The organism is Buttiauxella cochleicola (assembly GCF_021282405.1).
GTDB classification, from domain to species: Bacteria; Pseudomonadota; Gammaproteobacteria; order Enterobacterales; family Enterobacteriaceae; genus Buttiauxella; species Buttiauxella massiliensis.
In genome coordinates, this window is the sequence record NZ_JAJSOU010000010.1 from 17,751 (window position 1) to 31,827 (window position 14,077).

Consider the following 14,077-nt stretch of genomic DNA (forward strand, 5'->3'; position numbering starts at 1 on the left):
AGGAGATGAGTTCAATGTCGACGAACGATAAGCACCCTCTGAATCACAGTGCACCTATACATGACGCCAATGAATCGAAGCCTGGTATGGATTCACTGGCACCCGATGATGGCTCTCATCGCCCTTCAACTGAACCGAGCCCTCCGGGAGCGCAACCTACTGCGGCAGGGAGTTATAAAAGCCCGGACACCTCCAACGAAAAATTAAAATTGCTCGATAAGCATCGCAAGAACGGTGAAAACTTCCCTCTGACCACCAATCAGGGCGTGCGCATTGCCGATGACCAGAACTCGCTGCGTGCTGGTACGCGTGGGCCTACGCTTCTGGAAGATTTTATCTTGCGGGAGAAAATCACCCACTTTGACCATGAGCGTATTCCTGAGCGAATCGTTCACGCGCGCGGATCAGCGGCACACGGTTATTTCCAGCCATACAAAAATATGGCGGAAGTGACCAAAGCAGATTTTCTTTCCGACCCCGACAAAATCACTCCGGTATTTGTACGTTTTTCAACGGTACAAGGTGGCGCAGGCTCGGCCGATACAGTGCGTGATATCCGCGGATTTGCCACTAAGTTCTACACCGAAGAAGGCATTTTCGATTTAGTCGGTAACAATACTCCGGTATTTTTCATTCAGGATGCGCATAAATTTCCTGATTTCGTCCATGCAGTGAAACCTGAGCCACACTGGGCTATCCCGCAAGGTGGCAGCGCGCACGACACCTTCTGGGACTATGTCTCGCTGCAACCTGAAACACTACACAACGTCATTTGGGCGATGTCTGACCGCGGTCTGCCGCGCAGCTACCGCACCATGGAAGGTTTCGGGATTCATACTTTCCGCATGATTAACGCAGAAGGGAAAGCGACTTTCGTACGCTTCCACTGGAAACCGACCGCGGGCAAAGCTTCTCTGCTTTGGGATGAGTCGCAAAAACTGACCGGACGTGATCCTGATTTCCACCGCCGCGACCTTTGGGAATCGATTGAAGCGGGTGACTTCCCGGAATATGAACTGGGCCTACAATTAATTCCGGAAGAAGATGAATTTAAATATGACTTTGACCTGCTCGACCCAACCAAACTGATCCCGGAAGAACTGGTGCCGGTTCATCTGGTGGGCAAAATGACGCTCAACCGCAACCCGGATAATTTCTTTGCCGAAAATGAACAAGTGGCATTCCATCCGGGCCATATCGTTCCAGGCTTAGATTTTAGTAACGACCCGCTGTTACAAGGCCGTTTGTTCTCTTACACCGATACACAAATCAGTCGTCTCGGGGGGCCAAACTTCCATGAAATTCCGATAAACCGTCCGACCTGCCCATATCACAACTTCCAGCGTGACGGCATGCATCGCATGGATATTGACAGCAATCCTGCCAACTACGAACCCAATTCTATCAACGACAACTGGCCGCGCGAAACACCTCCGGGGCCAAAACGCGGCGGTTTCGAAAGCTATCAGGAGCGTATTGAGGGCCATAAAGTCCGCGAGCGCAGCCCGTCGTTTGGTGAATATTATTCGCAACCGCGGTTGTTCTGGCAAAGCCAGACTCCTGTGGAACAGCAGCACATCATCAGTGCCTTTAGTTTCGAATTATCTAAAGTCGCGAGGCCGTATATCCGCGAACGTGTACTGGATCATTTGACACATATTGATATTTCCCTTGCTCATCCGGTCGCAGAAAATCTCGGAATTGAACTGTCTGATGAGCAGATGCATGTTGCGCCGCCAAAAGATGTGAACGGCCTGAAGAAAGATCCAAGCCTGAGTTTGTATGCCGTGCCAAGTGGTTCAGTGAAAGGCCGCGTGGTGGCTATTTTGCTGAGTGAAAAAGCCAATGCTGCGGATGTTCTGGTAGCGATGAAGGCGCTGAAAGCTCAGGGCGTGCATACCAAACTACTGTTTTCCCGCATGGGTGAAACAAGCGCTGATGACGGATCCCTGCTCCCGATTGCCGCCACGTTTACCGGTTCGCCATCGGTCACGGTAGATGCGGTGATTGTTCCCGGGGGCGATCTCACTTCAATTCTCAACAACGGTGACGCAGCTTATTATTTACTGGAAGCTTATAAACACTTAAAGGTCATTGGTCTTGCAGGGGATGCCCGCCAGTTTAAAACTCAGCTAGGAATCGATAATAACCAGGGCGAGGAAGGCGTGGTTGAAGGTGACACTGTCACGACTGCATTTACCGATGATTTCCTTAAACTGTTAGCCGCGCACCGTATTTGGTCGCGCAGCAATAAAATCAGCCATATCCCGGCTTAACCCACAAAAAAGCCGTCACATCAGTGACGGCTTTTCCATTTCTAACGTGTAATTATTTTTTGACCTGCGGGTCTGTATCGTACTCAGCACAAGTCTGATAACCCGAGTTCATCACATGCCCGGTTTCATCAAGCGCTACGAAATAAGTTTCTGTTTTGCCATCACGCTGACCGAGAATGTAGGTCTGGCAAGTACCACGTGCGTGAATCATGGTCACTTCTGAAGACGGTTTGCCTGCGACCTGTTGAACTTGCTCACGGCTCATGCCTTTTTTCACATCTTTTACAACCGGTGTTGCTACCTGATCTTTAGTACGATCGTAGGCTGTACAACCGGCAAGCATTGTCATAACCGCTGCTGCACTTAAAATTCCTGCAAAAGTCTTGTTCATATTTTATCCTCGTTTTTCAGGGTATTGCTCATGCGTGTTAGATAAGCCTGGAATATAAAAGCGCATTTTTCAACTAAGCAGACCAAATGAACAAATTTTAGGATTATTAAACAAAACACCAGGTTAGCTCCAAAACGTACCAAATAGCTCTAAATCACACCAAACGGCACAACCACTCTCCCATGAGTCTTGTCGTTTTACCCACAAACGGGTAGTTTTAACAAATCTGACTTTTGCTACCTGCATACGCAGGTAAATTGCACCGGAGGGTTAAATGGCTCTGCAACAAGAGATTATTCAGGCACTAGGGGTGAAACCACAAATCGACCCAGCACACGAAATTCGTGTCAGCGTTGATTTCCTGAAGTCGTACCTGAAAAGATATTCATTTATTAAGTCACTGGTGCTGGGTATTAGCGGCGGCCAGGATTCAACCCTTACCGGTAAACTCTGTCAGCTCGCCATCAATGAACTGCGTGATGAAACCGGTGACGAAAGTTACCAGTTTATCGCAGTACGCTTGCCATTTGGCGTGCAGGCCGATGAACAAGACTGTCAGGATGCCATCGCCTTTATTGAGCCAGACCGCGTGCTAACCGTGAATATCAAAGGTGCTGTGCTGGCGAGCGAACAAGCACTGCGCGAAGCAGGTATTGAGTTGAGCGATTTTATTCGTGGTAACGAAAAAGCTCGCGAACGTATGAAAGCACAATACAGCATCGCTGGCATGACCAAAGGCGTTGTTGTGGGTACTGACCACGGTGCTGAAGCGGTAACCGGATTCTTCACCAAATACGGCGATGGCGGCACCGATATCAACCCAATCTTCCGCCTTAACAAGCGCCAGGGAAAAGCACTGCTTAAAACACTGGACTGCCCTGAGCATCTTTACCAGAAAGCGCCAACCGCTGACCTTGAAGATGACCGCCCTTCTCTGCCTGATGAAGCTGCTCTGGGCGTTACCTACGAGCAAATTGATGACTACCTGGAAGGCAAAACTCTGGACGATGCCACCAGCAAAATTATCGAAGGCTGGTATCTGAAAACCGAACACAAACGCCGCACGCCGATTACCGTGTTTGATGATTTCTGGAAATAAATAGCATCACGCCATCCGACCTGCTGCGGGTTTTCCAGGTCGGATAAGCGCAGCGTCATCCGACAATCCCTTTCTGGAAACACATGGATACCTCTGCAAAACGTGCCACGGCTTTTGGCCTGCTGGCGATCCTCCTCTGGAGCACCTCGGTCGGTTTACTGCGCAGTATCAGCGAGCATTTTGGCCCGGTGGGTGGCGCTGCGCTGATTTACACCGTCAGCGCATTTTGCCTGTGCATTGCGCGGGGATTACCGAAAATCCGTGAAATCCCTCCGCGCTATCTGTGGATTGGCGGTGCGCTATTCGTCACTTACGAAATTTTCCTCGCCTTAGCGATTGGGCTGGCGCACAGCCGCAGCCAGTCGCTTGAGCTGGGGATGATCAACTATTTATGGCCAAGTCTGACCATCCTGCTTGCGCTGTTTATCAACCAACAACGCAGCAATTTGTGGCTCTGGCCGGGGCTGGCGCTTTCGCTGGCGGGCATCGTTCAGGTGATGAAAGGCGATGGTGACTGGTCACCGTTGCAGATGTGGCACAACATTCTCGATAACCCGCTGGCTTATGGCCTGGCGTTTGCCGCCGCGCTCATTTGGGCGCTGTATTGCAACATCACTCGCCGCTGGAGCGCAGGCAAAAATGGCGTGTCGCTATTCTTCTGCGCCACCGCCACCGTGCTGTGGGTGAAATTCGCCTTTGTTAGCGAAGCGCCGATTCACTTCACGCTGCCTTCAACGCTGCAACTTCTGTTTATGGGTGTTTCTACCGCTGTCGCCTACACGGCCTGGAATCACGGCATTCAGCGCGGGAACATGACGTTGCTGGCTACGGCCTCGTATTTCACGCCGGTGCTTTCGGCGTTGATTGCGAGTTTGTGGTTGGGTTTGCATCCTGGCTGGGGTTTCTGGCAGGGTGTGGCGATGGTAGTCAGCGGGTCGTTACTCTGTTGGCTCGCGACCCGACGTTATGGTTAACGCTTCATACTTCGAGCTGCAACTGCGTTGGCTGCTCTCACAAACCCCAATCACTTACTTTAGTAAGCTCCTGGGGATTTGCTCCTTTGCCACCTTGCTGCAACCCGAATTATTTTGCGTTATGAATGGGTAGCATCGGTAGTTTCAGATCTTGCGCTTTCGCGCATTCAACAGCACTTTCATAACCCGCATCGGCGTGGCGCATCACGCCCGTTGCCGGGTCATTCCACAGTACGCGACCTAAACGCACCGCCGCTTCTGGCGTACCGTCTGCAACAATCACCACGCCTGCGTGTTGCGAGAAGCCCATACCTACTCCACCGCCATGATGCAAACTTACCCAGGTCGCGCCACCTGCGGTATTTAGCAGTGCATTCAGCAATGGCCAGTCGGAAACCGCATCAGAGCCATCCTTCATGGATTCTGTTTCACGATTTGGCGATGCTACCGAACCGCAGTCCAGATGGTCACGACCAATTACGATTGGTGCTTTCAGCTCACCGTTACGCACCATTTCGTTAAACGCCAACCCGGCAAGATGACGTTCGCCAAGGCCTAACCAGCAAATGCGTGCCGGCAGCCCCTGGAAAGCAATGCGCTCCTGCGCCATATCCAACCAGCGATGCAGGTTCTGGTTATCCGGGAACAATTCTTTGAGTTTCGCATCAGTTTTCGCAATATCTTCAGGATCACCTGAAAGCGCTACCCAGCGGAACGGCCCTTTGCCTTCGCAGAAAAGTGGGCGAATATAGGCCGGAACAAAGCCCGGGAAATCAAAGGCATTTTCCACGCCTTCATCAAACGCCACCTGGCGGATATTGTTACCGTAATCCACCGTCGGCACGCCCATTTCCCAGAAATCGAGCATCGCCTGAACATGTACGGCCATCGACTCACGAGCTGCTTTCTCAACCATTTTTGGCTGTGTGGAGCGCTCTTCATGCCAACGATCCACAGTCCAGCCCAGCGGCAAATAACCATTAACCGGATCGTGCGCTGAGGTTTGATCGGTCACAATATCGGGCTTAATGCCCCCCGCTTTCGCGCGTTTTACCAATTCTGGTAGCAGATCGGCTGCGTTGCCTAATAGACCGACGGAGATCGCTTTTTTCTCCGCGTTCGCTTTTTCGATCATCGCCAGTGCTTCATCAAGAGTTGTCGCTTTATAGTCGAGATAACTAGTACGCAGACGGAAATCAATGCGCGACTCCTGGCACTCGATGGCTAACACCGAAGCGCCTGCCAGAACGCCAGCCAGCGGCTGTGCGCCACCCATTCCGCCCAGGCCAGCAGTCAGGATCCATTTGCCACGCAAATCCCCACCATAATGCTGACGTCCAGCCTCGGCGAAGGTTTCAAAGGTGCCCTGCACGATGCCTTGCGCGCCGATGTAAATCCACGAACCCGCGGTCATTTGCCCATACATCATCAACCCGGCTTTATCGAGTTCATGGAAATGATCCCAGTTTGCCCAATGCGGTACGAGGTTGGAGTTGGCAATTAGCACGCGCGGAGCATCTGCGTGAGTGCGGAAAATACCGACTGGTTTGCCCGATTGCACCAGCAATGTTTCATCGGCCTTGAGCGTACGCAGCGAGGCAAGGATCTGTTCAAAGCAATCCCAGTTGCGAGCGGCTTTACCGATCCCGCCGTACACTACGAGATCTTCCGGGCGTTCAGCGACATCGGGATCGAGGTTGTTTTGGATCATGCGGTAAGCTGCTTCAATCAACCAGTTTTCGCAGTGCAATGTCGCACCATGCGGTGCGCGTACCGTGCGGGCTACCGCCTGTTTTACAGATTCAGTCATTGTAGTGGCTCCCGGCATCAGGCCGACGTAGAAGGGAAAAGTTGTGTAATAACAGCAGGTAATTCACCACTACAGCCCCACTGGCGCATGCTTTCGATATCCGGAGCCAGTAAGCGGTCTTTATCAAGGAAAGCAACGCGTTCACGCACGCCACTAAAGACCTGTTCCATGATTGGCGAACTGCGTAATGGGCGGGAAAACTCGATCCCCTGAGCAGCAGCCATCGCTTCAATTCCCACTACGGCGGCGGTGTTGAAACACATTTCCCCAAGGCGGCGCGCGGCATAAGTCGCCATTGAAACGTGGTCTTCCTGGTTTGCTGAAGTTGGCAGGCTGTCCACACTTCCCGGATGAGCCAGTGATTTGTTTTCAGATGCCAGCGCGGCGGCTGTCACCTGGGCAATCATAAAGCCTGAATTAATTCCGCCCTCTTTTACCAGGAATGGCGGTAAGCCAGAAAGACCGGTATCCAGCAGTAATGCCAGTCGACGTTCAGAAATCGCGCCAATTTCAGCAACGGCCAGCGCAATAATATCGGCGGCGAATGCTACAGGTTCAGCATGGAAATTCCCTCCGGAAATCACCTCTCCGGTTTCGCTAAATACCAGTGGGTTGTCCGACGCGGCGTTAGCTTCAATTTGCAATACGCGTGCTGCATGGCGCAGGTTATCGAGGCATGCTCCCATTACTTGCGGTACGCAACGGATGGAATACGGATCTTGTACACGCCCACAATGCTGATGAGAGTCAACAATTTCACTATCGGCAAGCAATGCTCTGACTGCCGCCGCAACGTCGATTTGCCCGGTCTGCCCGCGCGCTTCATGAATTCGCGCATCGAAAGGTTTCACTGAACCTTTAATTGCTTCCAGTGATAACGCCCCGGCGATAAGGCCAGCACCAAACACTTTTTCGCCTTCAAACAGGCCGCGCAACGCCAGTGCAGTAGAAACTTGCGTACCGTTAAGTAACGCCAGCCCCTCTTTTGGCCCAAGCACCAGCGGCTCGACTCCGGCAATTTTCAAGCCGGCGATAGCTGGAAGCTCTTCGCCATTGATACGCACATTACCTTCACCCAACAACATCAGCGAAAGATGCGCCAGCGGGGCTAAATCTCCCGATGCGCCAACTGAACCTTTTTCCGGGATAACCGGCATCACACCTGCGTTAAACAGGCGCAATAAACTGTCGATAACATCCATACGCACACCAGAGTGACCACGCGCGAGGCTAATAATTTTGCTCGCCATCACCAGACGTACCACATCATCTCGCAACGGTTGCCCAAGACCCACGCTATGCGAAAGCACCAGGTTGCGTTGCAATTCAGCCAGGTGCTCTTTGGCAATGGTGGTTTGCGCCAGCTTGCCAAATCCCGTATTAATGCCGTAAACCACATCGCCATGATTGACGATAGCCTCAACGGTTTGCTGGGACTTAATGACCGCATCAATGGCCCTGGAGTCAAGGCTCAAAGTCACGACTCCATGGTAGATTTCACGCAGTGTGGCGAGCGTTACGTGCCCCGGTGTAAGACAGCAAATCTTTTTTTGCAGCGACATAGCGACATCCTGATGGCATCAATTCATGTGAACGTATAGAGTTGTATAGACAACCTAACTAATAAACCCAAATGACCGCCAGCGGGTCATAGGAAATTTTTATTGAACAGTGAGCGAGATCGCGCTTTCGCCGCAAAATGCAATTTTTAAGGAACCGTTGATGTCTGAAATCCAACCTCTGGATCAATTGCGTGCCGCCATCAGTGATTTACCTGCGCCCATTTACCTACGGGTAAAACAAGGAATCATCAGCCAGATCCGCAGTGGGAACTGGCTCGCTCATCAGCGAGTGCCTTCGGAAACCGAACTGGTGAATGCGCTGAATGTCAGCAGAATGACTATCAACCGGGCGTTGCGAGAACTCACTGGCGAAGGCTGGCTGGTACGAATGCAAGGTGTGGGAACCTTTGTGGCAGAGCAAAAAGGCCATACTGCAATGCTTGAAGTGGGTAGCATTGCCGAAGAGATTACCGCGCGAGGTCATCACTACCGCAATCAGGTGGTAGCGCTTGAACAAGTTAAGGCAGATGAAAAACTGGCACATGCCTTTTCAGTCAACGTTGGCGAGCCGCTGTTTTATTCGCAACTGGTTCACTACGACAACGATATGGCAGTACAGCTGGAAACGCGCCATGTGAACCCGGCGCTTGCCCCAGACTATCTACAACAAGATTTCCGCCTGGTAACGCCACACCATTATCTGAGCAAAGTCGCACCGCTAACTTCGGGTGAACATATTGTGGAAGCGGTGCTGGCAGATGAAACGCAGCAAGGATTGCTTGAAGTGACGGCCAACCAGCCTTGTTTATTGATTCAACGCCGCACCTGGCACCATTCACAGGTGGTGACGGTAGCCCGACTGCTGTATCCGGGCTCGCGTTATCAATTGGTCGGCAGTTTTACCGGGCAATGATCAGAGATAGGTAATTTCGCTAAACAGTAGCTTTCCTTCCGACTTCAGTAAGCGCAAGGTGTGGCGGCCCTCTTGCCACCACGCACCTTGCTCTGGCGTCAGTAGTTTGTCACCCAGTTGCCACTCACCGCTGAGCACATAAACAATGCCGCCACGCGGAGCGAAGGTCGTAAACGTGCGGTCAGCGACACGCACTTTGGCGCGGCAACGGTCACGATGCGTCATGATGTTAAAATCCATCGACATACCCTGCTTTAGCTCGGCTTTAACCGTGTAATCACCGGCAAAAGCAAACGGCTGAAAGTGCTTTAGGGTATGACGAAACGCCTTTCCGGCATCCAGAACCACTTCCCCCCCTTCAAGCAAGGTGATGACACGGTCTACCTGAGGGAAAGCTGAAAACTCGCCGCTACTGGCGATTGACGCGATACTGGCGCGCCAGTTGAAATCGCGCGTAGCGGGCGGAAAACAGCAAATTTCGCGGGTTTCTCCGGCCCCGTTACGCCACAAGCTGACGGGTACTTTCCGTATATCAAAGAATTCCATCACCACTCCTGAAGAGTGCGCATCACCTGCGCAAACTGTGCATTACTTTGTTCATCGAGTGGGTGCTGCCTGTCGGTTATCACCTGTTTTCCAGCAACCCACACGTCTCGTATTTGTTCGCTGCGTCCACCAAACAACCAGCGGTTAAGAATCGCGTAATCTTCAACATGCGCAAGCCATGAGTCACGCTCGAGTACCAGCCAGTCCGCACGCTGCCCAGGAGCAATCATCCCCATCGTCACACCGCAGGCTTGTGCCCCGCCAACTGCAGCCTGCCGCCACAAAACCTCGCCGACCTGAGGCAATTCTGGCAACACAATGCGGTTGCGCCTTTTATCACGAAGGCGCTGCGCGTACTCAAGCCAGCGTAATTCTTCAAGCGCACTAACCGACACATGACTGTCAGAACCCACTCCCCAATGGCCGCCCTGGGCGATGAAATTGGTCGCTGGGAAAATGCCATCGCCGAGATTTGCTTCGGTTGTTGGGCATAAACCTGCCACTGTGCGGCTTTCAACAATTTGGGTTAACTCTTCAGGCGACAGGTGCGTGGCATGAACCAGGCACCAGCGGTCGTCCACCGCAAAGCGGTTATATAGCCATTCCACCGGGCGTTCATTGCTCCAGGCAAGGCAGTCGTCGGCTTCTTTTTCCTGCTCAGCAATATGGATATGAACCGGCAGGCGGTAATCACTCGCTTCCAGAACATCTTCCATCTGCTCCTGTGTCACCGCGCGTAATGAGTGAAAACACAAACCGTGATTAATCAATGGATAACGGCGTAATGCATTGCCCAACGCTTGTTGTTGGCGCAGATAACGATCGACATCCTGGATAAATCTTTTTTGCCCCGCGGCAGGTGGTTGTGCGCCAAAACCCGCGTGGCTGTACAACACTGGCAACAGCGTTTGCCCTATCCCACTGTTATCGGCAGCAAGCAGCAGTTGCTGTAGCATCAAATCACCTGACGCATACGGTTTTCCGTTAACGTCATGATGTAAATAGTGAAATTCAGCGACCTGAGTGTAACCACCCTTGAGCATATCAATGTACAAATGAGTGGCAATGGCACCGACTTGTTCGGGAGATAGTTTCTGCACCATGCGATACATCATGTCGCGCCACGTCCAGAAACTGTCCTGCGGATTGCCTGCCACTTCTGTCAACCCCGCCATCACCCGCTGAAACGCATGAGAGTGCAAGTTTGAGATAGAAGGAATCACTATGCCCGGTAGCAGTGTGGCATCTTCCCCTGAAGCACCAACTTCGACGTGAGTAATCGTTCCTTGTTCGTTGACGCTAATACGCACATTGTGCCCCCAACCTTGTGGGAGCATCACAACTGGAGCAAAAAATGCAGGCATGGATTTGATTCCTTCTTTTGCGATGCCAATGATTTAGCGATTAAATCAGACTAACGCAAACCAAATTTTAAACTTGTTTAACCCCGTCATAATTCGCATGACTGAAGTTGCCGAAAAGTACATGCTGCGCTAGCTTGTAGTCAATTGTCTATACAACCTGATGTGGAGAATGTCATGACTTACCCTCGCAGCATCGACAGCCTGTGGAGCGGTGCAACGCTTGTCACCATGGTGGATGGGCAATACCAGTTGATTGAAGATGGCGTTATCGCAGTGCATCAGGGGAAAATCGTTTGGCTGGGCGCTCGTGCTGATCTGCCCGACATTACAGCGCAAGCACATCACCACTTTGATGGCGGGATAATTACTCCGGGCTTTATTGATTGCCACACTCATTTGGTGTTTGGTGGCGATCGCAGTGCGGAATTTGAAATGCGGTTAACTGGCATGAGTTACGCAGAAATTGCCGCACGTGGTGGTGGCATTATTTCCACCGTTCGCAGTACGCGCGAAGCCGATGAAGATGAGTTGCTGCATTCTGCCCGCAAGCGTCTGCAACATCTTCTGCAAGAAGGCGTGACGACTGTCGAAATTAAGTCGGGATACGGGCTGGATATCGACAATGAAATCAAAATGCTGCGCGTTATCCGCCGACTGGGCGAAACCTTACCGGTTGAAGTTTACGCCACCTGCCTTGCGGCTCACGCCGTTCCTCCTGAATTTAGCGGTGATAGCGACAGATGGGTCGAAGTGGTTTGCGAACAATTACTCCCGCGTGTAGCACAAGAAAAACTGGCTGATGCCGTAGACGCATTCTGTGAGCATCTGGCTTTTAGCCCGGCGCAAACCGAGAAAGTTTTTACCGCCGCCCGCACTCTGGGAATGCCTGTAAAACTCCACGCCGAACAACTTTCAGCACTCGCTGGCAGCACTCTTGCCGCTCGTTTTCAGGCGTTATCTGCCGACCACCTTGAATACGCAACCGAAGCTGACGCGCAAGCAATGGCAGAAGCCAATACCGTTGCCGTATTGCTGCCTGGCGCGTTTTATCTGTTACGTGAAAAGCAACAACCGCCGGTTGCTGCATTCCGCAAACATGGTGTGCCGATGGCGGTCGCAAGTGATGCCAACCCAGGCACCTCGCCTGCATTATCATTGCGTTTAATGCTCAATATGGCCTGTACTCTGTTTGGTTTAACGCCTGAAGAAGCGCTGGCAGGTGTCACGCTGCATGCCGCGCAGGCATTGGGTATCCGTGAAAGCCACGGCAGCCTTGAGTGCGGAAAAGTTGCTAACTTTGTGCACTGGCCCGTGGCACGTCCCGCAGAACTGGTCTATTGGTTAGGGGGGCAATTGCCCTGCACCGTTATTTATCAGGGAGAGAAACGTGACAGCACCTTTTAATTTCAGTCGTGGGAAACTGCCCATCCTTATCAGCATTCCACACGCAGGCACCGCACTCACACCAGAAGTTGAGTCGGCCTTAAGCGATGCAGCAAAACCATTGCCTGATACCGACTGGCATATCCCGAAGCTTTATGATTTTGTTGCCGCATTGGGTGCAAGCGTGATTACCGGCAATTATTCGCGCATGGTTATCGACCTCAACCGACCGGCGGACGATAAACCGCTCTACACCACCGCCACAACCGGTCTGTATCCTGAAACGCTATTTGATGGCACTCCGGTGTTTATTCCGGGCAAAGAACCGACTCCAGATCAGCGCAAAGCCGCACTTGAGACAATTTGGCAGCCTTACCACCAGCAGTTACAAAGTGAGCTGGAGAGAATGAAAGCGGAGCATGGATACGCGCTGTTGTTCGACGCACATTCCATCGCCAGCCATATTCCGCGTTTGTTTGAAGGTAAGCTTCCGGATCTTAATTTCGGTACTAACGGCGGTAAAAGCTGTGATGAGTTGATAGAAGAGCATCTGGTGGCTTGTGCGGCATCGCAAAAGCAATTTAGCTGGGTGGCAAACGGGCGCTTTAAAGGCGGTTATATCACGCGTGCTTATGGGCAACCATCACAGGGGATCCACGCGGTGCAGTTAGAGCTAGCCCAATGTAATTATATGGATGAGCAACCGCCGTTCGCATGGCGGGAAGAGCGGGCCGCGCAGTTACAACCGCTGCTTGAGTTGCTTATCCGTTCAATGTTGAACAGCGCGCAGCAGATAGCCTGATCTGAAAAACTGGTGGATGACGCCTGCGGCTTATCCACCCTACAAAACCTGAACATCAAAAATTTACCCTAAATAATTCGAGTTGCAGGAAGGCGGCAAGTGAGCAAGTCCCCAGGAGCTTACAAAAGTAAGTGACTGGGGTTTGCTAGTGCAGCCAACACACCTGCAGCTTGAAGTATGAAGGGTAAAAAGAAAACCGCCGGTTCTGTCCACAGCAATAACGCTTTGTGGACAAAACCGGCGGTCTTAAGTCAGTCGATCAGTTATTCCTGATCAGCAGGCATTTTACCTTCATGTTGCGGACGTTCTGTCAGACGCTTCTCAAAATTGGCATTAAATTGTTTTTTCTGTTCCGGCGTCAGAATGTTGTAGATCTTATTCTGTGTTTCCATATGAGCCATCATGCGAGCTTTATTCTGCTCAGCCATTTTATCTACCTGAGCCTGCGCTTTAGCCTTATCGAAGCTGTCGCTGGCAATAATGCTGTGTGCCGCACGGCGCTCTTCTAATGAAGGACGCTCCATTTTACCGCGCTGCTCTTTCATGATGTCGCGCACTTGTTGTTTCTGCGCGTCAGTCAGGTTTAAATCCTTAAACATCATATCGTGGTGACCACCACGCATACCTTTATGGTGCGTCATCGGCGCGTCGGTTTTTGCCGCCGGGGTCGCGGTGGTGTCAGCTGCATGAGCCAGGTTCGCCGCGCCGAGAGCCAGAGTTGAAGCAACAAAGAGAGCTGTTAATTTACGCATATTGTTTATTCCTATTCTGATTTCTATTACGACAAGGTTTGCCGCGTTGACGAAATTAAGTTTACGGGGTTGTGCGTCAAGTAATAGTCCCCGTCGGTAAAGCATTGAAAGGGTAAAAAACAAAATTGCAGCAATTATGAAGAGAATAAGGATAAACAAAGGGGAATTGAAACAGAATACAACAAAGTAATGATTTTAAAGGAAT

General features: G+C 51.6%; 12 protein-coding genes. 6 read left to right on the forward strand and 6 right to left on the reverse strand.

What is annotated here, in order from left to right:
- The first annotated feature begins 14 nt into the window (after positions 1-14).
- Positions 15-2,276: a catalase HPII gene (katE, locus tag LVQ79_RS14280; protein WP_232865468.1), complete on the forward strand. Its 2,262-nt coding sequence runs from the start codon at positions 15-17 to the stop codon at positions 2,274-2,276.
- A 52-nt stretch (positions 2,277-2,328) separates the two neighbouring features.
- Here katE and osmE read toward each other — a convergent pair whose 3' ends face one another.
- Entirely contained in the window at positions 2,329-2,667 is a 339-nt protein-coding gene (gene osmE / locus LVQ79_RS14285) for an osmotically-inducible lipoprotein OsmE (RefSeq protein WP_064518222.1), read from the reverse strand.
- 274 nt (positions 2,668-2,941) lie between these two features.
- Between osmE and nadE the strand changes: the two genes are divergently transcribed.
- Together nadE and yddG are read left to right on the forward strand one after the other, a co-directional pair.
- Entirely contained in the window at positions 2,942-3,766 is an 825-nt protein-coding gene (gene nadE, locus LVQ79_RS14290) for an NAD(+) synthase (protein WP_232865469.1), read from the forward strand.
- An 83-nt stretch (positions 3,767-3,849) separates the two neighbouring features.
- Complete coding sequence (gene yddG / locus LVQ79_RS14295) at positions 3,850-4,740, forward strand: aromatic amino acid DMT transporter YddG (RefSeq protein ID WP_232865470.1); 891 nt, start codon at positions 3,850-3,852, stop codon at positions 4,738-4,740.
- 109 nt (positions 4,741-4,849) lie between these two features.
- Here the strand turns inward: yddG and hutU are convergent, their stop codons facing one another.
- Entirely contained in the window at positions 4,850-6,550 is a 1,701-nt protein-coding gene (hutU, locus tag LVQ79_RS14300) for a urocanate hydratase (RefSeq protein WP_232865471.1), read from the reverse strand.
- A gap of 17 nt (positions 6,551-6,567) precedes the next feature.
- Positions 6,568-8,112, reverse strand: coding sequence for a histidine ammonia-lyase (gene hutH / locus LVQ79_RS14305; protein ID WP_232865472.1), 1,545 nt, complete (start codon positions 8,110-8,112; stop codon positions 6,568-6,570).
- Positions 8,113-8,272: 160 nt separating this feature from the next.
- On the opposite strand from hutH, the gene hutC reads away from it, so the two are divergent.
- Positions 8,273-9,025, forward strand: coding sequence for a histidine utilization transcriptional repressor HutC (gene hutC / locus LVQ79_RS14310; protein ID WP_232865473.1), 753 nt, complete (start codon positions 8,273-8,275; stop codon positions 9,023-9,025).
- On the opposite strand, the gene ves is transcribed toward hutC, so the two are convergent.
- Together ves and LVQ79_RS14320 are read right to left on the reverse strand one after the other, a co-directional pair.
- Positions 9,026-9,571, reverse strand: coding sequence for an environmental stress-induced protein Ves (gene ves / locus LVQ79_RS14315; protein WP_232865474.1), 546 nt, complete (start codon positions 9,569-9,571; stop codon positions 9,026-9,028).
- A complete protein-coding gene (locus LVQ79_RS14320; RefSeq protein WP_232865475.1) occupies positions 9,571-10,935 on the reverse strand; it encodes a formimidoylglutamate deiminase in 1,365 nt (454 codons plus the stop codon). The genes ves and LVQ79_RS14320 overlap by 1 nt, the downstream gene beginning before the upstream one ends.
- Positions 10,936-11,109: 174 nt before the next feature.
- Here LVQ79_RS14320 and hutI point away from each other — a divergent pair, with 174 nt between their 5' ends.
- A complete protein-coding gene (gene hutI / locus LVQ79_RS14325) occupies positions 11,110-12,339 on the forward strand; it encodes an imidazolonepropionase (protein ID WP_232865476.1) in 1,230 nt (409 codons plus the stop codon).
- The gene (gene hutG / locus LVQ79_RS14330) at positions 12,323-13,120 is read left to right on the forward strand and encodes an N-formylglutamate deformylase (RefSeq protein ID WP_232865477.1); all 798 of its coding nucleotides are present in this window, start codon (positions 12,323-12,325) and stop codon (positions 13,118-13,120) included. Before hutI ends, hutG begins: the two co-directional genes overlap by 17 nt.
- A gap of 263 nt (positions 13,121-13,383) precedes the next feature.
- On the opposite strand, the gene spy is transcribed toward hutG, so the two are convergent.
- Entirely contained in the window at positions 13,384-13,872 is a 489-nt protein-coding gene (gene spy, locus LVQ79_RS14335) for an ATP-independent periplasmic protein-refolding chaperone Spy (protein ID WP_232865478.1), read from the reverse strand.
- Positions 13,873-14,077: the final 205 nt, after the last annotated feature.